Below are 21,087 nucleotides of genomic sequence, written 5' to 3' on the forward strand. Positions count from 1 at the left end.
CCTATCCGACCCCTACCGGGGGTTGGGGGGTTGTTTGACAAGCATTGTTCCCCTCCTCTAAACGCACCCCCGAACCGTCAGCACACTTGGCTTCGGGGTGCCCCACGCCAACCCCACAGCAATGTCGCCGCCAGGCGACGAGCCGAAACCCATCCCACACAACAAAAACGGGCCCGTCCGGCAAAAGCCGGACGGGCCCGTTCTAAAACAAACGCGGATCAGCTAACGGTGGCCGAACCACCAGCAGCCTCGATCTTCTCCTTGGCAGAACCGGAGAACGCGTGCGCGGTCAGCTCGAGCTTGACCCCGTTCAGGTCCCCGTTGCCGAGAACCTTCACAAGCTTGCCCTTGCGAACGAGACCGTTCGCGGCCAGCTCCTCCGGCCCGACCTTGCCACCGTCGGCGAAGACGCGGGCGATGTCGCCCACGTTCACCGGCTGGTACTCGGTGCGGAACCGGTTCTTGAACCCACGCAGCTTCGGCAGCCGCATGTGGATGGGCATCTGCCCACCCTCGAACCCGGCGGGCACGTTCTTCCGGGCCTTGGTGCCCTTCGTGCCGCGACCCGCCGTCTTGCCCTTCGAACCCTCACCACGGCCGACGCGGATCTTGTCGCGCTTGGCGCCAGGAGCCGGACGAAGGTGGTGGATCTTGATGGCGGTCATGCCTGGACCTCCTCGACCTCCACCAGGTGGCGGACGGTGTGGATCAGGCCGCGCACCTGGGGGGTGTCCTCACGCACGACGCTCTGGCGGATCTTGCGCAGCCCGAGGGTGCGCAGCGACTCGCGGTGAGCGTGCTTCGTGCCGATCTTGCTCTTGACCTGAGTGACCTTGAGCTGAGCCATGTCAGACCCCCTGGCCGGCACGCTGGCGCAGCATCCGGGCCGGGGCGACGTCCTCGAGCGGCAGACCGCGGCGAGCGGCCACCTCCTCCGGACGCTGCAGACCCTTCAGGGCCGCCACCGTCGCGTGCACGATGTTGATGGCGTTGTCGGAGCCGAGCGACTTCGACAGCACGTCGTGGACGCCCGCGCACTCCAGCACCGCGCGCACCGGGCCGCCGGCGATGACACCGGTACCAGCGGAGGCGGGACGGAGCAGCACGACACCGGCGGCTTCCTCACCCTGGATCGGGTGCGGAATGGTGCCGGCGACGCGCGGAACGCGGAAGAAGTTCTTCTTCGCTTCCTCGACGCCCTTGGCGATGGCCGCGGGAACTTCCTTGGCCTTGCCGTAGCCGACGCCGACCTGACCGTCGCCGTCGCCGACGACCACCAGAGCGGTGAAGCTGAAGCGACGACCGCCCTTGACGACCTTGGCGACGCGGTTGATCGTCACGACCTTCTCAAGGTGCGGGGTCTTGTCCTGGGCCGCCCCGCCACGGCCGCCGTCGCGCCGGTCGCGACGGTCCCGACGGTCACCGCGGTCGTTGCCGCCCTGACCCGGTCCGCCCTGGCCGCCGCCGAATTGCCGTGTACGTCCCGGCATCAGGCTTTCCTTCCATTCACGAGCATGTGCATCAGAACTTCAACCCCGCCTCGCGGGCGGCGTCGGCGAGCGCGGCGATGCGGCCGTGGTAGGCGTTGCCGCCACGGTCGAACACCACGGCTTCGATGCCGGCGTCCTTGGCGCGCGAAGCGACCAGTTCGCCGACCTTGGCCGCCTTGGCCTTCTTGTCGCCCTCGAAGGACCGCAGGTCCGACTCGAGGGTGGACGCCGACGCCAGCGTGTGGCCGGCGAGGTCGTCGATCACCTGCACGGTGATGTGCCGCGAGGACCGCTTGACGACCATGCGCGGACGCACCGGCGTCCCGCTGATCTTCTTGCGGAGGCGGAAGTGCCGACGGGTCTTGGCGACGCGGCGGCGGGTCGAGATGTCCTTGCCGACCGGCTTGCGCTTCGTGGTAGTCGTGTCGCTCATCACTTACCCGTCTTTCCGACCTTGCGGCGGATCTTCTCACCCTCGTAGCGCAGGCCCTTGCCCTTGTACGGGTCCGGGCGGCGCAGCTTGCGGATGACCGCGGCGGTCTGGCCGACCTTCTGCTTGTCGATGCCGGACACCGAGAACCGGGTCGGCGACTCCACCTTGAAGGTGATGCCTTCCGGCGCCTCGATCTTGACCGGGTGGCTGTAGCCGAGCGCGAACTCGAGGTCCGATCCCTTGGCCTGCACGCGGTAACCGACGCCGTGGATTTCGAGCTTCTTCTCGTAGCCCTCGGTCACGCCCACCACGAGGTTGTTCACCAGCGTGCGGGTGAGACCGTGCAGAGCCCGGCTCGTGCGCTCGTCGTCCGGACGCTTCACCAGCAGCGTGCCGTCCTCGTCGCGCTCGACGAAGATCGGCTCGGCGACGGTGTGCTCCAGGGTGCCCTTCGGCCCCTTGACCTTGACGTTCTGGCCGTCGATGGTCACCTCGACCCCGGAGGGGACGGCGACCGGCAGCTTTCCGATGCGTGACATGTCTGTGCCCCCTTCCTTACCAGACGTAGGCGAGGACTTCGCCGCCCACGTTGTTGCGCTTGGCCTGCCGGTCGGTCTGCAGGCCGCCGGACGTCGAGATGATCGCGACGCCGAGGCCGCCGAGAACGGACGGCAGTTCGGTCGATTTTGCGTAGACCCGCAGACCCGGCTTGGAGACGCGGCGAAGGCCGGCGATGCTCCGCTCGCGGTTGGGGCCGTACTTCAGCTCGACGACCAGGTTCTTGTGCTTCTCGCCCGGCTCGTCGCGGTAGCTCGCGATGTAGCCCTCGCGCTTGAGGATCTCGGCGATGTTCGCCTTGATCTTCGAGTGCGGAAGCACGACCTCGTCGTGGTAAGCCGAGTTCGCGTTGCGCAGACGGGTCAAGAAGTCTGCGATGGGGTCGGTCATCGTCATGGTGACCTGTCAACCTTTCTCGCCTGGTTCCCCGCCTCGCCCGGCCGGAGCGGTCTCCGGCCGGGTCGGCGGGGCCTGTGGCGAACTGGGAATAGAGTTTCGAGCCTTACCAGCTGGACTTGTGGACACCGGGCAGTTCGCCCGCGTGCGCCATCTCCCGGAGGCAGATCCGGCACAGGCCGAACTTGCGGTAGACCGAGTGCGGACGCCCGCACCGGTTGCAACGGGTGTAGGCGCGCACCGCGAACTTCGGCTTCTTCGAAGCCTTGCTGACTAGCGCTTTCTTGGCCATCGGCTCAGTTCTCCTTGAACGGGAAACCGAGCTTGCGCAGCAACGCCCGGCCCTCGTCGTCGGTGGTGGCGGTCGTGACGACGGTGACGTCCATGCCGCGAGGGCGGTCGATGTCGTCCGGGTTGATCTCGTGGAACATCGACTGCTCGTTGAGACCGAACGTGTAGTTGCCGTTGCCGTCGAACTGCTTGGGCGAAAGCCCGCGGAAGTCGCGGATACGGGGCAGCGCGATGGTCAGCAGCCGGTCGAGGAACTCCCACATCCGGTCGCCGCGCAGCGTGACGCGCGCGCCGATCGGCTGGCCCTCGCGCAGCTTGAACTGCGCGATGGACTTGCGAGCCTTGCGGATCTCCGGCTTCTGCCCGGTGATCAGGGCGAGGTCGCGGACCGCGCCGTCGATCAGCTTGCTGTCCCGGGCGGCGTCCCCGACACCCATGTTCACGACGATCTTCACGACGCCGGGAATCTGGTGCACGTTGGGGATGGAGAACTCCTTCTGGAGCTCGCCCTTGATCTCTTCGCGGTACCGGGTCTTCAGACGCGGCACGATCTTCTCTGCGGTGGTCATGTCAGATGTCCTTGCCGTTCCGGCGCGAGACCCGGACCTTCTTGCCGTCCTCGCCGATGCGGTAGCCCACCCGGGTCGGCTTGCCGTCCGAGTCCACGACCATCACGTTCGAGACGTGGATGGGCGCTTCCTGGGTCACGATGCCGCCGGACTGCGCCCCGCGCTGGGTCTGGGTGATCCGGGTGTGCTTCTTGATCCGGTTGACACCCTCGACCAGAACGCGCTCGCGGTCCGGGTAGGCCTGGATGACCTTGCCCTTGGCGCCCTTGTCCTTGCCGGCGATGACGACGACCGTGTCGCCCTTCTTCACCTTCATCACAGCACCTCCGGCGCGAGCGAAATGATCTTCATGAACTTTCGGTCGCGCAGCTCGCGGCCCACCGGGCCGAAGATGCGGGTGCCCCGGGGCTCGTTGTCGTTCTTGATGAGCACGGCGGCGTTCTCGTCGAACCGGATGTAGGAACCGTCCGGACGACGGCGCTCCTTAACCGTGCGGACGATGACAGCCTTGACGACATCGCCCTTCTTCACCCCGGCAGCCGGGATGGCGTCCTTCACGGTGGCGACGATGATGTCGCCGATGCCGGCGTAGCGCCGCCCGGAGCCGCCGAGCACGCGGATGCAAAGGATTTCCTTTGCCCCGGTGTTGTCGGCAACCCGAAGCCGCGACTCCTGCTGGATCACGTCAACTCCTGTATGTCGCGCTGGTTCTCGCCCAGTAGTGAGATGTCACAGTGGCGAGCCTTGCGGAACCAAGGACTCCGTAGAGCCCTGCTTACTTGGCCTTCTCCACGACCTGCACCAGACGCCAGCGCTTGGTCGCCGACAGCGGCCGGGTCTCCATCAGGGTGACCCGGTCGCCCACGCCCGCCTCGTTGTTCTCGTCGTGCACCTTCACCTTGGAGGTGGTGCGGACGACCTTCGAGTAGCGCGGGTGCTTCTTGCGGTCCTCGAGCTCGACCACGATCGTCTTGTCCATCTTGTCCGAGACGACGTAACCCTCGCGGACCTTGCGGTAGTTCCGGGCGGTCTTCTCGGTGGCAGCCTCGCTCATGCGGCACCTTCACTTTCGGCGTCGGGAGCCACGGACAGGCCGAGCTCGCGCTCGCGCATGACCGTGTAGATCCGCGCGATGTCCGTGCGGACGGTGCGCAGCCGACGGTTGTTGTCCAGCTGCCCGGTCGCCATCTGGAAGCGGAGGTTGAACAGCTCCTCCTTGTATTCCTTCAGACGCAGCACGAGCTCTTCGGCGGTGAGCTCACGCAGCTCGGATGCCTGTGCGGCTCCGTTAGCCATCAGAACTCACCTTCCCGGGTCACGATGCGGCACTTCATGGGGAGCTTGTGGATCGCGCGGCGGAGCGCCTCGCGGGCGGTCTCCTCGTTCGGGAAGCTGATCTCGAACATCACGCGACCCGGCTTCACGTTGGCGATCCACCACTCGGGCGAACCCTTACCGGAACCCATGCGGGTTTCCGCCGGCTTCTTGGTCAGCGGACGGTCCGGGTAGATCGTGGTCCACACCTTGCCGCCACGCTTGATGTGACGGGTCATGGCGATACGAGCGGACTCGATCTGCCGGTTCGTCACGTAGCTGTGCTCAAGCGCCTGGATGCCGTACTCGCCGAAGTTGACCTTGGTACCGCCCTTGGCGGCGCCGTGGCGCTTCGGGGAGTGCTGCTTGCGGTGCTTGACCCTGCGCGGGATGAGCACGTCTCAGCCCTCCGTCTTTTCTGCGGTCTCGGTGGCCGGGGCCGCCTCGGTCGCGTTGTCGCTCTTCGCAGCGGCAGCGGCGCGTCCGGCCTCGGTCGAGGTCGGGGTCGTGCCCGAAGCGCCGGAACGGCGCGGACGGGACGGCCGGTCGCCACGGTCGCGGCGGGGGGCCCGCTCGGCAGCCGCGGCGGCGTCGCGCGCCTCGCGGGCCTTCAGGCCGCCGACCAGCTCGCCCTTGTAGATCCACACCTTCACGCCGATGCGGCCGAACGTCGTCTTGGCCTCGAAGAAGCCGTAGTCGATGTCGGCGCGCAGCGTGTGCAGCGGGACCCGGCCGTCGCGGTAGTGCTCGGAACGGGACATCTCGGCACCGCCGAGACGACCGCCGCACTGCACGCGAATGCCCTTGACCTGCGGCGAGCGCATGGAGGTCTGGATCGCCTTGCGCATCGCGCGGCGGAACGCCACGCGGTTGCTCAGCTGCTCCGCGACACCCTGGGCGACCAGCTGCGCGTCGGCCTCGGGGTTCTTCACCTCGAGGATGTTCAGCTGGACCTGCTTCTTGGTCAGCTTCTCCAGCGCGCCGCGGATCCGGTCGGCCTCCGCGCCGCGGCGGCCGATGACGATGCCCGGCCGGGCGGTGTGGATGTCGACGCGAACCCGGTCACGGGTGCGCTCGATCTCGACCTTGGAGATGCCGGCGCGCTCCATGCCGGTGGAGAGCAGCTTGCGGATCTTGACGTCCTCGGCCACGTACTCCGCGTACTGCTTGTCGGCGTACCAGCGCGACTTCCAGTCAGTGGTGATACCCAGGCGGAAGCCGTGCGGGTTGATCTTCTGGCCCACTACCGGCCACCTGCCTTCTTGTTGCTCTTCTTCTCCGCAGGCCGCGACTCGACCACCACGGTGATGTGGCTGGTGCGCTTGCGGATCCGGTACGCACGGCCCTGGGCCCGCGGACGGATGCGCTTGAGGGTCGGGCCCTCGTCGGCGGTCGCGGACTTGATCCAGAGCGTCTCCGGGTCCAGCTGGAGGTTGTTCTCGGCGTTGGCCGCCGCGCTGGCGATGACCTTCGCGAGCTGCTCGCTCGCAGCCTGCGGCGCGAACCGGAGCACGGCCAAGGCCTCGCTGACGCTACGACCCTTGACGAGCTCGATCACCCGGCGCACCTTCATCGGCGCGTCCCGGACGAAACGAGCCCGCGCGACGGCCGTGGGCAGCTCTTCTGCCGTGGCCGTGGCGTTTGACTGGGCGTTCATCTGCTTCCCTTAACTTTCTCTGGCCCGCTCAGCGGCGGCGCGACTTGCGGTCGTCCTTGATGTGGCCCTTGAAGGTCCGCGTCGGGGCGAACTCGCCCAGCTTGTGACCCACCATCGCCTCGGTGACGAACACCGGGACGTGCTTGCGGCCGTCGTGCACCGCGATCGTGTGACCCAGGAAATCCGGGATGATCGTGGAGCGCCGCGACCAAGTCTTGATCACGGTCTTCTTGCCCGATTCGTTGAGAGCGTCCACCTTCTTGAGCAGGTGGTCGTCCACGAACGGGCCCTTCTTAAGGCTGCGTGGCATGTGCTTCTACCTCCCTGCTCAGCGCTTCTTGCCGGTACGCCGGCGGCGGACGATCAATTTGTCGGACGGCTTGCTCTTGCGAGTGCGGCCTTCGGGCTTGCCGTTCGGGTTCACCGGGTGACGGCCACCGGAGGTCTTGCCCTCGCCACCGCCGTGCGGGTGGTCGACCGGGTTCATCACGACACCACGGACAGTCGGGCGCTTGCCGCGCCAGCGGTTGCGGCCCGCCTTGCCCCAGTTGATGTTCGAGTGCTCCGAGTTGCCGACCTCGCCGACGGTCGCGCGGTTGCGCACGTCCACGTTGCGGATCTCGCCCGAGGGGAGACGCAGCTGGGCGTAAGGACCGTCCTTGGCGACGAGCTGCACGCGGGCGCCGGCGGACCGGGCCATCTTCGCGCCGCCGCCGGGGCGGAGCTCGATCGCGTGGATCACGGTGCCGACCGGGATGTTGCGCAGCGGCAGGTTGTTGCCCGGCTTGATGTCGGCGCGCGGGCCGTTCTCGACGGTGTCGCCCTGCTTCAGCTTGTCCGGCGCGATGATGTAGCGCTTCTCGCCGTCGGCGTAGTGCAGCAGCGCGATGCGCGCGGTGCGGTTCGGGTCGTACTCGATGTGCGCGACCTTGGCCGGCACGCCGTCCTTGTCGTGACGACGGAAGTCGATCACGCGGTAGGCGCGCTTGTGGCCACCGCCCTTGTGCCGGGTGGTGATCTTGCCCGAAGCGTTGCGGCCGCCGGTCTTGCTCAGCGGACGCAGGAGCGACTTCTCCGGCGTGGACCGGGTGATCTCGGCGAAGTCCGAGACGCTCGAACCGCGACGACCCGGGGTCGTCGGCTTGTACTTGCGGATGCCCATACTCAGCTCAGTCCTTTACGCGGTGGGTCCGCCGAAGATCTCGATCGCCTTGCTTTCCGGCGAAAGAGTCACGATGGCGCGCTTGGTGTCCTTGCGCTTGCCGAAGCCGGTACGAGTCCGCTTCCGCTTGCCCTGGCGGTTGGCCGTGTTGACGCTGACGACCTTCACGCCGAACACCTTCTCGACCGCGATCTTGATCTGGGTCTTGTTGGCGTCCGGTCGGACGATGAACGTGTACTTGTGGTCCTCGAGCAGCCCGTAGGACTTCTCGGAGATCACCGGCGCGAGCAGGATGTCGCGGGGGTCCGGGATGGCGACCGAGCTCACTTCTCGTCACTCCCTTCCGAAACCTCGCTCGAACGCGCGAGGGCCTTGACGACCTTCCCGCGGACGGGACCTGCCACGAACGCGTCGTAGGCGGCCTTGGTGAACACGACGTCGTCGTTGACCAGGACGTCGTAGGTGTTGAGCTGGTCAGCCCAGATCAGGTGCACGTACGGCAGGTTGCGCGCGGACACCCAGGCGAGCTCCTCGTCGCGGTGCAGGACCACGAGAACGCGCTTGGCCTGGGTCGCGGCCGCGATCGCCGACTTGGCGGTCTTGGTCGACGGCTTCTCGCCGGTGACCAGTTCCGTCACGACGTGCAGCTGGCCGGCGCGCGCCCGGTCGGAGAGGGCGCCACGCAGAGCGGCGGCCTTCATCTTCTTCGGGGTGCGCTGGGTGTAGTCGCGCGGCGTGGGGCCGTGCACGACGCCACCGCCGGCGAACTGCGGCGCGCGGGTCGAACCCTGGCGGGCGCGACCGGTGCCCTTCTGCCGGTACGGCTTCTTGCCGCCACCGGAGACCTCACCGCGGGTCTTCGTGTCGTGCGTGCCCTGGCGCGCGGCGGCCAGCTGGCCCACCACGACCTGGTGCATCAGCGCGACGTTGGCCTGCACGTCGAAGATCTCCCCGGGGAGCTCGACGGTGCCGTCGGCTTTACCGGCCGGGGTCTTCAGCTCGACGCTCGTCATCGTCAGTTACCACCCTTCGCGGCGCTGCGCACGAACAGCAGGCCGCCCTTGGGACCGGGCACCGCGCCCTTGATCAGCAGCAGGCCGTCCTCGGCACGCACCGCGTGCACGGTCAGGCCCTGCGTGGTGACCCGGTCGCTACCCATCCGGCCCGCCATCCGCAGGCCCTTGAACACGCGGCCCGGCGTGGCGCAGCCGCCGATGGAACCCGGCTTGCGGTGCACAGCCTGCGCACCGTGGCTCGCGCCCTGGCCCTTGAAGCCGTGGCGCTTCATGACACCCGCGTAGCCCTTGCCCTTGCTGGTACCGGTCACGTCGACCGTGGTGCCGGCCTCGAACACCTCGGCGGTGATCTCCTGGCCGACCTCGTAGGTCTCGGCGTCGTTGGTGCGCAGCTCGGCGAGGTGCCGGCGCGGGGTCACGCCCGCCTTGTCGAAGTGGCCGGTGCGCGGCTTGTTCACCTTGCGCGGGTCGACCGCGCCGAACGCCAGCTGCACGGCCGCGTAGCCGTCTTTGTCGGTGGTCCGGACCTGGGTCACCACGTTCGGACCGGCCTTGACGACAGTGACCGGGACGACCCGGTTCTGTTCGTCGAAGACCTGGGTCATGCCGAGCTTGGTGCCCAGGATGCCCTTCATTTGCCTGTCAGACATGAGTTCTTATCTCCGCCGCTCGCCCAACGCTTACTGGATGTTGACGTCGACGCTCGCCGGGAGGTCGATGCGCATGAGCGCGTCGACCGTCTTCGGCGTCGGGTCGAGGATGTCGATCAGACGCTTGTGCGTGCGCATCTCGAAGTGCTCGCGCGAGTCCTTGTACTTGTGCGGCGAGCGGATGACGCAGTAAACGTTCTTCTCGGTAGGCAGCGGCACCGGCCCGACAACACGGGCGCCGGTGCGCGTGACCGTTTCCACGATCTTGCGCGCCGAGGTGTCGATCGCCTCGTGGTCGTAGGCCTTGAGCCGGATGCGGATCTTCTGTCCCGCCATGGTGGCTGCGTTCCTTGTCGTCTCGTGCCGCTTTGTCTCGTCAACCTGGGCCGGAACCCGGGTTTCAGCAGTTCAACGGCCCTGTCCCCGGTCCACGCGGTCGGGCGTGTCGCGCCCGCCGCACAGACGGATCCCTAAGGATCGTCGTCTTGCCTGGTCTTCCTCTACGTGAGGAGGCCGCGGGCCGACACAGGGTCGTCCCTACTGGCCTTTGCCCGCTAGCCTCACCCGAAGGAAGAGCTCCACGGACCGTGGCCGCTCATACCAGGGCGGCCGGAACCCAGTCGATTGAAAACCGATAAGGATTCGGCCGCCCCAGGACGAGCAACCTGAATAGTGTCGCACACGTGAGTTGACGCCCTGAACTCGGGGGTGTATTGACCCGAATTCAGGGCGCCGACGTCACTTGTTGATCTTGGTAACCTGGCCCGCGCCGACGGTCCGGCCACCCTCGCGGATGGCGAAGCGCAGACCCTCGTCCATGGCGACCGGCTGGATCAGCACAACGCTGATGTCCGTGTTGTCGCCCGGCATGACCATCTCGGTGCCCTCGGGGAGGGTCACGACGCCGGTCACGTCCGTGGTGCGGAAGTAGAACTGCGGGCGGTAGTTGTTGAAGAACGGGGTGTGCCGGCCGCCCTCGTCCTTGGACAGGATGTAGACCCGGCCCTCGAACTCGGTGTGCGGGGTGGTGGTGCCCGGCTTCACGACGACCTGGCCGCGCTCGACGTCCTCGCGCTTGATGCCGCGCAGCAGGAGGCCGACGTTGTCGCCCGCCTGGCCCGAGTCGAGCAGCTTGCGGAACATCTCGACACCGGTGACGGTGGTCTTGGTCGACTTCTCGCGGATACCCACGATCTCGACCTCTTCGTTCACGTTGACCTGGCCGCGCTCCACACGACCGGTCACGACGGTGCCGCGGCCGGTGATGGTGAAGACGTCCTCGATCGGCATCAGGAACGGCTTCTCGAGCTCACGCACCGGGTCCGGCACGTTGTCGTCGACGGCGTGCATGAGGTCGAGGACCGCCTGGCCCCACTTCTCGTCGCCCTCGAGGGCCTTGAGGCCGGAGACGCGCACGACCGGCGCGTCGTCGCCCGGGAACTCCTGCGAGGACAGCAGCTCGCGGACCTCCAGCTCGACGAGCTCGAGGATCTCCTCGTCGTCGACCATGTCGGCCTTGTTCAGCGCCACGACGATGTAGGGCACGCCGACCTGACGGGCCAGCAGCACGTGCTCGCGGGTCTGCGGCATCGGGCCGTCGGTCGCCGCGACCACCAGGATCGCGCCGTCCATCTGCGCGGCACCGGTGATCATGTTCTTGATGTAGTCAGCGTGACCGGGGGCGTCCACGTGCGCGTAGTGACGCTTCTCGGTCTGGTACTCGACGTGCGAGATGTTGATCGTAATACCGCGCTGCTTCTCTTCCGGCGCGTTGTCGATCTGGTCGAACGCACGGGCCTCGTTCAGCTCCGGGTACGCGTCGTGCAGAACCTTGGTGATCGCCGCGGTCAGCGTGGTCTTGCCGTGGTCGACGTGACCGATGGTGCCGATGTTGACGTGCGGCTTGCTCCGCTCGAACTTCGCCTTCGCCACTGGAATGTCCTCCTGGACTGGATTTGCTTTGTGCTCGCGGGGCAGCGTGGCTGCCGCCCCGCGAATGTTCCTTCGTCGTTGCTGCGGACGTTCAGGAGAGTCCCTTAATGCCCGCGAGCGGAGGGGATTACTCCCCCGTCGCCTTCGCGATGATTTCCTTCGCGACGTTCGCGGGAACCTCGGCGTAGGAGTCGAACACCATGGAGTAGTTCGCCCGGCCCTGGGTACGGGACCGCAGGTCGCCGACGTAGCCGAACATCTCCGACAGCGGGACCAGTGCCTTCACGACACGGGTACCGGCGCGCTCCTCCATGGCCTGGATCTGGCCACGGCGGGAGTTGAGGTCGCCGATCACGTCGCCCATGTAGTCCTCGGGAGTCGTGACCTCGACGGCCATCATCGGCTCGAGGATGACCGGGCCGGCCTTCTTCGCGGCTTCCTTCATCGCCATGGAACCGGCGATCTTGAACGCCATTTCAGAAGAGTCGACCTCGTGGTACGCGCCATCCAACAAGGTGAACTTCAACCCGACGAGCGGGTAGCCGGCCAGCACGCCGTACTGCATCGCGTCCTGGGCGCCCGCGTCGACCGACGGGATGTACTCCCGCGGCACGCGGCCACCGGTCACCTTGTTGTCGAACTCGTAGAGAGCACCGTCGGTGCGCTCGAGCGGCTCCAGCTTCACGATGACCTTCGCGAACTGGCCGGAACCACCGGTCTGCTTCTTGTGGACGTAGTCGAGCTTGTCCACGGTCTTCTTGATGGTCTCGCGGTAGGCGACCTGCGGCTTGCCGATGTTCGCCTCGACCTTGTAGTCGGACTTCATCCGGTTGACCAGCACCTCGAGGTGCAGCTCGCCCATGCCGGCGATGATCGTCTGGCCGGTGTCCTCGTCCAGGTTGACCTGGAACGTGGGGTCTTCCTCGGCCAGCTTCTGGATCGCCAGGGAGAGCTTCTCCTGGTCGGCCTTGGTCTTCGGCTCGATGGCCACCTTGATGACCGGGTCCGGGAAGGTCATGGACTCGAGCACGACCGGGTTCTGCGCGTCGGCGAGGGTGTCACCAGTGGTGGTGTCCTTCAGGCCGATGACCGCGTAGATGTGGCCGGCCAGGGCCTCGTCGACCGGGTTCTCCTTGTTGGAGTGCATCTGGAAGATCTTCCCGATGCGCTCCTTGCGCTCCTTGGTCGCGTTGACGACCTGCGCCCCGGCGGCGACCTTGCCCGAGTAGACCCGGATGTAGGTCAGCTTGCCGAAGAACGGGTGCGCGGCGATCTTGAACGCGAGCGCGGAGAACGGCTCCTCGGTCGTCGCGTGCCGGGTGACCGGGGTCTCGCCGTCGGGCAGCAGACCCTCGACCGGCGGCACGTCCAGCGGCGACGGCAGGTAGTCGATGACCGCGTCCAGCATCGGCTGCACGCCCTTGTTCTTGAACGCGGAGCCGGCGAGCACCGGGAACGCCTCGCGGGTGACGACCAGCTTGCGGATGCCGCCCTTGATCTCGTCCTGGGTCAGCTCTTCGCCCTCGAGGAACTTCTCCATCAGCGCGTCGTCGGTCTCGGCGACGGCCTCGATCAGCTTCTCGCGGTACTCGGCCGCGCGGTCGGCCAGCTCGGCCGGGATGTCCTCGACGGAGTAGTCGTCGCCCTTCTGCACCTCGCCGCGCCAGACCAGGGCCTTCATCCGGACCAGGTCGATGACGCCCTCGAAGTCGTTCTCCGCGCCGATCGGCAGCTGGATGGCCAGCGGCCGGACGCCGAGACGGTCCGAGATGGTCTGCAGGGTGTAGTAGAAGTCCGCACCCAGCTTGTCCATCTTGTTGACGAAGCAGATGCGCGGGACGTCGTACTTGTCCGCCTGCCGCCAGACCTGCTCGGACTGCGGCTCGACGCCTTCCTTGCCGTCGAAGACGGCGACCGCGCCGTCGAGCACCCGCAGGTTGCGCTCCACCTCGACGGTGAAGTCGACGTGCCCGGGGGTGTCGATCAGGTTGATCTGGTAGTCGTTCCAGAAGGTGGTGGTAGCAGCCGAGGTGATGGTGATGCCCCGCTTCTGCTCCTCCTCCATCCAGTCCATCGTGGCGGCGCCGTCGTGGACTTCGCCGAGCTTGTAGTTGATCCCGGTGTAGAACAGGATCCGCTCGGTGGTGGTGGTCTTACCGGCGTCGATGTGCGCCATGATGCCGATGTTGCGGACCTTGTTGAGGTCGGTCAGCACTTCACGTGCCACGAGAATGTTCCCCTGTCTCGAACGTGGGGCCCGGCATGGCTTCTATCGGCAGCCGGGCGGTCATCACCAGCGGTAGTGCGCGAAGGCCTTGTTCGACTCGGCCATCTTGTGCGTGTCTTCGCGACGCTTGACGCTGGCGCCAAGGCCGTTGCTCGCGTCCAGCAGCTCGTTCTGCAGCCGCTCGATCATCGTCTTCTCGCGGCGCTGCTGCGAGAAGGAGACCAGCCAGCGCAGCGCCAGCGTGGTGGAGCGGCCGGGCTTGACCTCGATCGGCACCTGGTAGGTGGCGCCACCGACACGGCGGCTCTTCACCTCGATGGTGGGCTTCACGTTGTCGAGCGCGCGCTTCAGCGTGACGACCGGGTCGGTGCCGGTCTTCTCGCGAGCGCCTTCCAGCGCGCCGTAGACGATGCGCTCGGCCAGGGACCGCTTGCCGTCCTTCAGCACCTTGTTCACCAGCTGGGTGACCAGCGGGGAGGCGTAGACGGGGTCGGAGATCAGCGGCCGCTTCGGCGCCGGACCCTTGCGAGGCATTAGCTCTTCTCCTTCTTCGCGCCGTACCGGCTGCGCGCCTGCTTCCGGTTCTTCACACCCTGGGTGTCGAGCGAACCGCGGATGATCTTGTACCGAACACCCGGCAGGTCCTTCACACGACCGCCGCGCACGAGCACCATCGAGTGCTCCTGGAGGTTGTGACCCTCACCGGGGATGTATGCGGTGACCTCGATGCCGCTGGTCAGCTTCACACGAGCAACCTTGCGCAGGGCCGAGTTCGGCTTCTTCGGGGTCGTGGTGTACACGCGGGTGCACACGCCACGACGCTGCGGGCTCCCCTTGAGGGCCGCGGTCTTCTGCTTGGCAGCCTTGTCCTGGCGGCCCTTGCGGACCAGCTGCTGGATCGTGGGCAATGGACCAGCTTCCTGTCGTGATCTTGCTTCTTCGTGTCTTCACCGGTCCCCGCGGTCGGGCGTGTCGGCCCGCGTCACGGTCTCGCGACCGGTAACTTCCCGGAGGGATTTTCCGTCGGAACCCCACGTGGCGAGGCTGGTGAACCGGGTGCAAAAGCACCCCGCTCATGCCCAACGGCACGCGGAGCGGCCCGACGCCTGCCGGGCACGGTCTCCAAAGATACCCGTCCACTCGCGGAGCGGTCCGGGCGGGGGGTCGCTACGGTCGCCGACCGGTCATCGTAACCCCAGATCGGGGCCTTGGAACGGCGCCGCGCGGGACTTCCCGGCATGCAGAACGCCGGGCGCCGGAACGCTATTCCCGGACGGGTTCCCGCGGTCAGAGCGCACTCGGGTTCGCATTCCGGGACGCGGCGACCAACCTATGGACCCCCGCTTCTCCGAGCCGCCCGGCCTCCCGCGCCCCAATGCCACATTGGGTGCGCCCCACGCACCGAACGCCGCATTGGGTGCGTCAGATGCACCCAATGCCACATTGGGGCGCTCGCGGGAGACGCGGCGGGACTCGCGGCGGCGTTAAGAACGCGAGAGAAATTCTTCAGCGGCAAGGAGAAGAGCCGCTGGATGTTCCACAATGGAGTACGTCCCGGGGGTGATGATCGCCTCACCGGGGCGACCGCGAAACCCGGCCCGGCGGCGTGCACCCGCCGGGCCGGGCCGCGGGTCAGTCCTCGTCCGGCTTCGCGTGGTCGGGCTTGCCCGGGTTGGGGTCGCGCGACAGATCGATCAGCGGGTGCACTCCAGCCCCCTCCGGCGCGGCGTGGCTGCCGCCGGTCTTCTTGTCCCCCGGCTGGTCGACGTTCTCGCTGCCGTCCATGTCGCCTCCTCGTTCGGTTCCCCTGCCGTTCTGCACGGTACCTGCCGGGGAAATCGGTGGACGGACTCCCCAAGATGAGGGACGTGGACTGGAAAATCAGCGAAATCCCGGCCGAACACCCCGAAGCAGCGGCGATCCTGCGCGAGTACATGGACGAGGTGGCGTCGCGGTATTACGGCCGCCCGGCCACCAGCGACGAGGTGGACGCCGCCTTGGCCGACGAGCCGAGCGACGGCCTTGCCGCGCCGACCGGAGCGTTCCTGATGGCCTACCGGGGCGGGAAACCCGCCGGGTGCGCCGGCGTCCGGATGGTCGAGCCGGGGCTGAGCGCGCTGACGAAGGTGTACATCCGCCCGGAGCATCGCGGACACGGCGGCGGCAAGCTGGTCGTCACGGCGGCCGAAGAAGCGGCGAAGCGGCTGGGCTCGGCCCGGATGCGGCTCGACACCCGGAACGACCTGGTCGAGGCCCGCGCGCTGTACGCGTCTCTGGGCTACGCGGAGGTCGAGGCGTTCAACGACGACCAGTACGCCGAGCACTGGTTCTCCAAAGACCTCAGCTGAGCCGTCCGGCGCAGCTGGCGACCTCGCCGTCCGCGGCTTTCGCGGACCGCGCCAGCACGCCGTTCACCGACACCCGGCATTCGACCGGGCCGCTCGACTGGCCCATCAGCTGCACGGTCGGCGCGACGGCCGATTTCGACCAGGTCAGGGTCTTTCGCCAGGGCAAGGGCACGGACAGTTCTTGGTGCACCAGGCCGAGACCGTTGTCGTCGTAAACCACGGTGGCGGTGCCGGAGCCGGAGAGTTCGTAGGTGATCTGCCAGCTGGACGGTGTGGGCGCAACCGGCGCGGTGGACGTCGTCGGGGCCAGGGTGCGGGTCAGAGTGCGGTCTGGGGCGCGCTGCGGCACCGAGGTGGCCGGCGCGGAGAAGGTGGCCGGGGCTGGCGTCGGATCGTCGTCGAGGATCACTACTGCCGCGGCGACGGCAGCCACTGCGATCCCGGCGATCGCGAGGCGGCCGATCAGCTGTCTGTCCATGTTCCTTCTTTCCGGGGACCGCCGGTGGTTCCCGGGGACGAGGGGAACCACCGGCGGGATCGGGGTCAGCCGGGCAGGATCCGGCCGGGGACGCCGTTCAGCGACTGGATCAGGCCCAGCACGGGGACTCCGAGCGGGGCGAACGTCCAGATGTTGTTCAGGTGCGACGTGTCCGGTTCGTCGACGACGGTGACACCGGGCTGGTCCTGCGTGGCAGCCAGCGCGGGCGCGGCGGCGCCGAGCAGCGCGGCTCCGGCGAGCGCGGTGGCGGCGACGGCTCGGACGACTGTGTTTTTCATCGATTTCTCCTTCAGTGCTCAGGAAACAGCGGTGACGAGGTTGAAGACCGGCGCGAGGAGCTGGGCCGGGGCTTGGGTGGTCGGGCCGAGGAGGCTGCCCGCGTCGAGGCCGGGAATGACCCAGACCGACGGGACGCCGCCGGTCGGTGCGCCGGGGACGCCGGGCAGGCTCGGCAGGGAGGGCAGGCCGCCGGTCGGGAGCGACGGCAGACCGCCGGTCGGCAAGGAAGGCAGACCGGCGGTCGGCAAGGCAGGCAAGCCCGGCGCAACCGCCTGGCCAGCAGCAGGTGAGCCCGGAGCGGCAGCCTGGCCAGCGGGCTGAGCGGCGGCGAGCGTGTCCGGGGTGGCGGCATCAGCCACTCCCCCGGCGAATCCGGCGAACGCCCCGGCCGCGGCGAGCGGCAGCAGGATCCGGGCGGCAGTGCGTTTCATCAGGGTTTCCTTTCTTCGGGGTTCTTCGGGGAACTGGGTGGTCAGCGGAGCGCGCCGCTGATCGGGACGATGGTTCCGTCGGGGATCCACTGCCCGGCGTAGTCGCGCGCGGCCTGCATGCCGGGCGCGTGCGGTTCGTTCGGGTACATCGGCATCGCGTTGACCTGTGCGGCCGCGAACAGCTGCACCTCGCCGTTCACCGCCGTCCACTGTGGACCGAGCCAGGACCGGAATCCGCCTAGCGACGGGCTTTCCCCGCCGAAGCTGTTGCCGACGGCCACCGCGTAGCTGACCGCAAGCTGGTCGCGCGGGTCGAAGCGCAGCGGCAGGGCCGCGCTGGCCACGGTGTTCACGATGGGTCCGTTGAGCAGCCACGGCGCGAGGTACAGGCCGAACTGGTGGGTCGGTTTGAGCCGCTGCGATTCGGCGGCGCGGCTCATCGCGAGGTACCCGCCGCTCCAGCCGGAGACGACCACCAGCGCGGTGTCCGCCGCCGCGTCCGGGCGCACCGGCAGACCGACGCGAGCGGCGGTTTCGCGCACGAGCTGCGCGGCCTGCACCCCACGCGGCGACCGGTCCTCGACCAACGTGAGCGCTGACGGCTTCCGAGAGGCGAGGAATTCGACCAGCTTCACCAGCGAACCGCGGTCCTCCGGTGCCAACGCCTCCGACGGACAGCTGGTCAACACCTCGCGTTTCTCCGCCACCAGACCGCCGAGTGCGGCTTCCGCGCATTCCGGCGCGTCGGCGTCCGAGACCGCTGGGCCCGCCTCGGTGCCCGCGTCGACGTCGACCGTGGTGGTCGCGTCACCCTTGTGCACCACGAGAGTGCTGCGTCCGGGAGGAAGTTCGACCTCGGCCCAGCTGCCTTCCGCACCGGCCCGCGCCGCCGCGGTAGTCACGATCCCGCCCTCGACGCCAGCGGACAGATCCGTGCCCGCGCTCGCCGGGAAGTGCACGAGATTGCGCCCTGGCCGTTGCGGGCTGACCAGCACCGGCACGGTCGCGCCGCCGACGGTCGCGTCCGCCAGCAGCGGTACTCCGGGCACGGGAAGCGGTGCTGGTTGCGGCACCGCGGCAAGCGCACTCCACGCGACGAACCCGAGCGCGACACCAGCGACTCCGTAGCGGTAGCCGCGAATGGAAGCGTTGCGGGACAACAGGACCGCCGCTACGACGGTGACTGCCGCGGGCAGCAGGACCACCACGATCAGCGAGAGGCCGAAGAGCGTTTCGTACAGCCGTCGGTCGAAGGCGACTCCAGAGACGCCGAGTTGCACGACGCCCGCGAGCGTCAACAGTCCGGCAAGGCTGACCGACAGCGGACCGACGCGCAACGGCGTCGACCGCCACTGCTCCACCGGAACCCAGGCCGACAGCAGCGTCACCCCGAACCACAGCGCGGCCGCGGCGACGTACACGGTGTCGATGGCGAAGGAAATCCCTGAGCCGTCGACGGAGGTTTCCAGCACCACGAGCACGACCAGCGCGAGCGAGGCCCAGCGACCCGCCGAGGGCCACCGCAGCAGCACCGGCACCGCCAACGCGAGCACGATGTGGACGATCAGCGCGACGAGGTTGACGTCAACCGTCGCTGCCGACACCGCGGCCAGCACCGCCGATCCCACACCTAGCGCGCCAGTGGTGAGCCACAGCTTACGCGGCAGCGGACCGACGAGCGGGCGGAGAATCCCAGTACCGGCAAGGAATGCCGTCGCCAGCAGCAGTATCAGCCGCAGCACCAGCGCGGCACTGTCCACACCGGACGATCCGGTGGCGGCCGGAGTGACGTGGTGATCCATAACTACCTTCCGGACTTGTTCGCTGGCCGGTCCGTGAAGGGCCCCTTGAGGGAATCTGATTCCCTCAAGGAGTCCTTCACGGACGTGTTCAGCGAGGAGTTACTTCACGTGCTGGTCGGCGACCACGAACAGCTCGGAGTGCGGTTTGGCGTTGCCGAAGTCCCCGTGCGGCCACGACTTCCGGTTGAAGTTGATGCCCACCTGTCCGGTGAACTCGTCGCGGAAGTTCCCGTCGACCGCGACCTTCCCGTCCGGCGACAGGTTCAGCAGGTTGACCTTGTGGTCACCGTCCAAACCGGACCGGGCGACGAAGTAGTTCGACACCGCGATGTGCTGCGGCTGCGTGGTTTCGTGGTAGAAACCGTCCTGGCCGAGGGCGAAGTTGTCGTACGCGCCCCAGTGCGGGCCGGCCCCGGGCACGCCCGGGTTGATCGGCGCGGAGCCGACGACGGTCGGCAGGTCTCCCCCGCCGCCCTGCTGCGCCTTCTCCTTGGTGTCGACGCGGCCCTTGATGTCCTCGACCTTGTCGCCGGCCGCGACCAGCTTCTGGATGTCGAGCACGTACACGCCGCCGGTGGTGCCGGGGTCGTCCGGGCCGAGCGCGCCCTTCTGCCTGCCCTGCACCGCGTGGTACAGGAACCGGTCGTCCGGGCTGGTCTGCAGCCAGCCGCCGTTGGAGCTGGCCCCGTTGGAGTCGTTCTGCGAGTAGATCGGCTTGCCCGCGGTGCCGTCGTCGAACACCTCGATCCAGTGCGGCTCCTTCGCCGTGATGTCCGGCGTGTAGAAGATCGCCCCGCCCTGCATCGTTTCGGCGAACGCGCCCTTGTGGCCGGGCAGGTTCGTCACCGTGGTCTCCATGACCGCACGGCTTTCCGAGTGCAGCGGGTCCGCCGGGTTCGCCCGCGGGCCGTCCTGCAGGTAGGACACCGCCTTCAGCTTCGGGTGATTGCGGTCGGAGATGTCCCAGGTGCGGATCGTCGGACGGCGAAGGTACGGCGACGGCTGCTTCACCGGGTCGAGAATGATGTTGCGCGGTTCGGCGTAGTCACTGGTGACGAGGGTGTTGAGATCCTCGCGCGCCTGGATGCCGTGCGGGTTCGCGCAGGACGGTTTGCCCAGCTGAGGCAGGTTGTCGCACAGCTTCGCGTTGTCGCCCTGCGGTGTCGCCGCGGGATTCTGGGACAGCACCTGCGCGTTCTGGTCGAAGTGCACGACCTCGCCCGGGCTGCCCGCGAAACCGTTGCCGATCTGCGTGGAACCGTCCTGGTACGCGTACGGACCGGGCACGACCGGGCCGCCCATGTACGTGCCGTACGCGGTGCCGTCCTTCAGCACCCAATACGCGTCGGGCACGGAACCGCCGAGCGTCTGCGTCGGCAGGCTGATGCCCTTGAGCTTCAACTGGGGCAACGCACTCACGTCGAACGCGTACGTCGCCGCGGCGAACAACGCGCCGGCGTAGATCGTGTCGCCCTTATGCCACACGTACTGCATGTGGTGCGGTTCGTTCTCGACGAGCGGTCCGACGGTCGCGGTGTTCACCACCTTGCCGTACGTCGACGAGCCCTGCGTCGCGTCGATCACCGCGAGGAAATCGGGGCCGGGCAAGGCATTCTTGACTTTGCCGAGACCGCCGCCGAGCGAACCTGGCAGGTTTTTGACGTCCTTCACCGCGGTGTCGGCGATGTTCTCGTCGCCCGCCCAGACCAGCAGCCACTTCTTCGGCGTGCCGTCGGCGGAACGCGCTTGCGCGGCAAGGTCTTTGCCGACCAGGTGGTTCTGCACCCAGTACTGCTTGCCGTCGGACGCGGTTTTGGCGTCGGTGACCACTTGGACGTCGGCGTAAGCGCTGGTGGCAGACCCGGTGTAGGTCACCGCACCGATCGCGAGCGCGACCGCGCCGGCGACGGTCAGCGCTTTCCGCCATCGGGGCGGGGCGCCCGAGGAGGAGCTGAATCGCATTGTGTCTCCCTGTTCGTATTCCCGTGAAGCGCCCGCGAAGGCACTTCTTTCCCCGTTCTTCGGGCAGCGCG

32 protein-coding genes are annotated in these 21,087 nt (G+C 67.7%); 1 reads left to right on the plus strand and 31 read right to left on the minus strand.

Features of this window, described 5'->3' with window-relative positions; all coding sequences use genetic code 11:
- Positions 1–218 precede the first annotated feature (218 nt).
- The 26 genes from rplO to ACWGIC_RS25400 all read right to left on the minus strand — a co-directional run bounded on the left by rplO (position 219) and on the right by ACWGIC_RS25400 (position 15,480).
- Positions 219–665 carry a 50S ribosomal protein L15 gene (gene rplO / locus ACWGIC_RS25275; protein WP_009072329.1) on the minus strand — a complete coding sequence of 149 codons (447 nt, stop codon included), beginning with the start codon at positions 663–665 and terminating at the stop codon, positions 219–221.
- Positions 662–847 carry a 50S ribosomal protein L30 gene (gene rpmD / locus ACWGIC_RS25280; protein WP_004558875.1) on the minus strand — a complete coding sequence of 62 codons (186 nt, stop codon included), beginning with the start codon at positions 845–847 and terminating at the stop codon, positions 662–664. The genes rplO and rpmD overlap by 4 nt, the downstream gene beginning before the upstream one ends.
- A gap of 1 nt (position 848) precedes the next feature.
- Positions 849–1,490, minus strand: a complete 642-nt coding sequence (gene rpsE, locus ACWGIC_RS25285) for a 30S ribosomal protein S5 (RefSeq protein WP_009072328.1) — start codon at positions 1,488–1,490, stop codon at positions 849–851.
- 31 nt (positions 1,491–1,521) lie between these two features.
- Positions 1,522–1,923, minus strand: coding sequence for a 50S ribosomal protein L18 (rplR, locus tag ACWGIC_RS25290; RefSeq protein ID WP_037816260.1), 402 nt, complete (start codon positions 1,921–1,923; stop codon positions 1,522–1,524).
- Positions 1,923–2,462, minus strand: coding sequence for a 50S ribosomal protein L6 (gene rplF, locus ACWGIC_RS25295; protein ID WP_452078429.1), 540 nt, complete (start codon positions 2,460–2,462; stop codon positions 1,923–1,925). Before rplF ends, rplR begins: the two co-directional genes overlap by 1 nt.
- Before the next feature lie 16 nt (positions 2,463–2,478).
- Entirely contained in the window at positions 2,479–2,877 is a 399-nt protein-coding gene (rpsH, locus tag ACWGIC_RS25300; RefSeq protein WP_020662789.1) for a 30S ribosomal protein S8, read from the minus strand.
- Between the two features lie 106 nt (positions 2,878–2,983).
- A complete protein-coding gene (locus ACWGIC_RS25305) occupies positions 2,984–3,169 on the minus strand; it encodes a type Z 30S ribosomal protein S14 (protein ID WP_020662790.1) in 186 nt (61 codons plus the stop codon).
- A 4-nt stretch (positions 3,170–3,173) separates the two neighbouring features.
- Complete coding sequence (rplE, locus tag ACWGIC_RS25310; protein WP_037816262.1) at positions 3,174–3,737, minus strand: 50S ribosomal protein L5; 564 nt, start codon at positions 3,735–3,737, stop codon at positions 3,174–3,176.
- Position 3,738: 1 nt separating this feature from the next.
- A complete protein-coding gene (gene rplX, locus ACWGIC_RS25315) occupies positions 3,739–4,053 on the minus strand; it encodes a 50S ribosomal protein L24 (RefSeq protein ID WP_009072317.1) in 315 nt (104 codons plus the stop codon).
- Positions 4,053–4,421: a 50S ribosomal protein L14 gene (rplN, locus tag ACWGIC_RS25320; protein WP_004558867.1), complete on the minus strand. Its 369-nt coding sequence runs from the start codon at positions 4,419–4,421 to the stop codon at positions 4,053–4,055. Before rplN ends, rplX begins: the two co-directional genes overlap by 1 nt.
- A 91-nt stretch (positions 4,422–4,512) precedes the next feature.
- Complete coding sequence (rpsQ, locus tag ACWGIC_RS25325; protein ID WP_037816263.1) at positions 4,513–4,791, minus strand: 30S ribosomal protein S17; 279 nt, start codon at positions 4,789–4,791, stop codon at positions 4,513–4,515.
- Entirely contained in the window at positions 4,788–5,033 is a 246-nt protein-coding gene (gene rpmC, locus ACWGIC_RS25330) for a 50S ribosomal protein L29 (RefSeq protein ID WP_009072314.1), read from the minus strand. Before rpmC ends, rpsQ begins: the two co-directional genes overlap by 4 nt.
- On the minus strand, positions 5,033–5,449 hold the full coding sequence (rplP, locus tag ACWGIC_RS25335) for a 50S ribosomal protein L16 (RefSeq protein WP_009072313.1): 417 nt from the start codon (positions 5,447–5,449) through the stop codon (positions 5,033–5,035). The genes rpmC and rplP overlap by 1 nt, the downstream gene beginning before the upstream one ends.
- A gap of 3 nt (positions 5,450–5,452) precedes the next feature.
- Positions 5,453–6,295: a 30S ribosomal protein S3 gene (gene rpsC / locus ACWGIC_RS25340; RefSeq protein ID WP_452078430.1), complete on the minus strand. Its 843-nt coding sequence runs from the start codon at positions 6,293–6,295 to the stop codon at positions 5,453–5,455.
- Positions 6,295–6,708, minus strand: a complete 414-nt coding sequence (gene rplV / locus ACWGIC_RS25345; protein ID WP_116204580.1) for a 50S ribosomal protein L22 — start codon at positions 6,706–6,708, stop codon at positions 6,295–6,297. Before rplV ends, rpsC begins: the two co-directional genes overlap by 1 nt.
- 28 nt (positions 6,709–6,736) lie before the next feature.
- Positions 6,737–7,018, minus strand: coding sequence for a 30S ribosomal protein S19 (gene rpsS, locus ACWGIC_RS25350; protein WP_003102083.1), 282 nt, complete (start codon positions 7,016–7,018; stop codon positions 6,737–6,739).
- Between the two features lie 18 nt (positions 7,019–7,036).
- Positions 7,037–7,870 (minus strand): 50S ribosomal protein L2, encoded by an 834-nt coding sequence (gene rplB / locus ACWGIC_RS25355; protein WP_009072306.1) that lies wholly within the window; start codon positions 7,868–7,870, stop codon positions 7,037–7,039.
- A 15-nt stretch (positions 7,871–7,885) separates the two neighbouring features.
- Positions 7,886–8,197: a 50S ribosomal protein L23 gene (gene rplW / locus ACWGIC_RS25360; RefSeq protein ID WP_009072304.1), complete on the minus strand. Its 312-nt coding sequence runs from the start codon at positions 8,195–8,197 to the stop codon at positions 7,886–7,888.
- The gene (rplD, locus tag ACWGIC_RS25365) at positions 8,194–8,883 is read right to left on the minus strand and encodes a 50S ribosomal protein L4 (RefSeq protein WP_037816268.1); all 690 of its coding nucleotides are present in this window, start codon (positions 8,881–8,883) and stop codon (positions 8,194–8,196) included. Before rplD ends, rplW begins: the two co-directional genes overlap by 4 nt.
- A gap of 2 nt (positions 8,884–8,885) precedes the next feature.
- Positions 8,886–9,536 (minus strand): 50S ribosomal protein L3, encoded by a 651-nt coding sequence (gene rplC, locus ACWGIC_RS25370; protein ID WP_452078431.1) that lies wholly within the window; start codon positions 9,534–9,536, stop codon positions 8,886–8,888.
- Between the two features lie 30 nt (positions 9,537–9,566).
- Complete coding sequence (gene rpsJ, locus ACWGIC_RS25375; RefSeq protein WP_003102098.1) at positions 9,567–9,872, minus strand: 30S ribosomal protein S10; 306 nt, start codon at positions 9,870–9,872, stop codon at positions 9,567–9,569.
- Between the two features lie 402 nt (positions 9,873–10,274).
- Entirely contained in the window at positions 10,275–11,468 is a 1,194-nt protein-coding gene (gene tuf, locus ACWGIC_RS25380) for an elongation factor Tu (protein ID WP_452078432.1), read from the minus strand.
- A gap of 127 nt (positions 11,469–11,595) precedes the next feature.
- Positions 11,596–13,695, minus strand: a complete 2,100-nt coding sequence (gene fusA / locus ACWGIC_RS25385; protein WP_452078433.1) for an elongation factor G — start codon at positions 13,693–13,695, stop codon at positions 11,596–11,598.
- Between the two features lie 63 nt (positions 13,696–13,758).
- Positions 13,759–14,229, minus strand: a complete 471-nt coding sequence (rpsG, locus tag ACWGIC_RS25390) for a 30S ribosomal protein S7 (protein WP_009072291.1) — start codon at positions 14,227–14,229, stop codon at positions 13,759–13,761.
- Complete coding sequence (gene rpsL, locus ACWGIC_RS25395) at positions 14,229–14,603, minus strand: 30S ribosomal protein S12 (protein ID WP_003102113.1); 375 nt, start codon at positions 14,601–14,603, stop codon at positions 14,229–14,231. The genes rpsG and rpsL overlap by 1 nt, the downstream gene beginning before the upstream one ends.
- Before the next feature lie 724 nt (positions 14,604–15,327).
- The gene (locus ACWGIC_RS25400; RefSeq protein WP_101436018.1) at positions 15,328–15,480 is read right to left on the minus strand and encodes a hypothetical protein; all 153 of its coding nucleotides are present in this window, start codon (positions 15,478–15,480) and stop codon (positions 15,328–15,330) included.
- 83 nt (positions 15,481–15,563) lie between these two features.
- On the opposite strand from ACWGIC_RS25400, the gene ACWGIC_RS25405 reads away from it, so the two are divergent.
- Positions 15,564–16,043 (plus strand): GNAT family N-acetyltransferase, encoded by a 480-nt coding sequence (locus tag ACWGIC_RS25405; protein ID WP_452078434.1) that lies wholly within the window; start codon positions 15,564–15,566, stop codon positions 16,041–16,043.
- Here the strand turns inward: ACWGIC_RS25405 and ACWGIC_RS25410 are convergent.
- The 5 genes from ACWGIC_RS25410 to ACWGIC_RS25430 form a co-directional block, all read right to left on the minus strand.
- The gene (locus tag ACWGIC_RS25410; protein WP_452078435.1) at positions 16,036–16,521 is read right to left on the minus strand and encodes an MmpS family transport accessory protein; all 486 of its coding nucleotides are present in this window, start codon (positions 16,519–16,521) and stop codon (positions 16,036–16,038) included. The genes ACWGIC_RS25405 and ACWGIC_RS25410 overlap by 8 nt on opposite strands.
- Before the next feature lie 65 nt (positions 16,522–16,586).
- Complete coding sequence (locus tag ACWGIC_RS25415; RefSeq protein ID WP_452078436.1) at positions 16,587–16,820, minus strand: hypothetical protein; 234 nt, start codon at positions 16,818–16,820, stop codon at positions 16,587–16,589.
- Between the two features lie 18 nt (positions 16,821–16,838).
- Positions 16,839–17,252 carry a hypothetical protein gene (locus tag ACWGIC_RS25420; protein WP_452078437.1) on the minus strand — a complete coding sequence of 138 codons (414 nt, stop codon included), beginning with the start codon at positions 17,250–17,252 and terminating at the stop codon, positions 16,839–16,841.
- 41 nt (positions 17,253–17,293) lie between these two features.
- On the minus strand, positions 17,294–19,054 hold the full coding sequence (locus ACWGIC_RS25425; protein WP_452078438.1) for a hypothetical protein: 1,761 nt from the start codon (positions 19,052–19,054) through the stop codon (positions 17,294–17,296).
- Positions 19,055–19,153: 99 nt separating this feature from the next.
- Complete coding sequence (locus ACWGIC_RS25430; protein WP_452078439.1) at positions 19,154–21,016, minus strand: hypothetical protein; 1,863 nt, start codon at positions 21,014–21,016, stop codon at positions 19,154–19,156.
- Positions 21,017–21,087 lie beyond the last annotated feature (71 nt).

It is taken from the genome of Amycolatopsis sp. NPDC054798 (genome assembly GCF_053611505.1).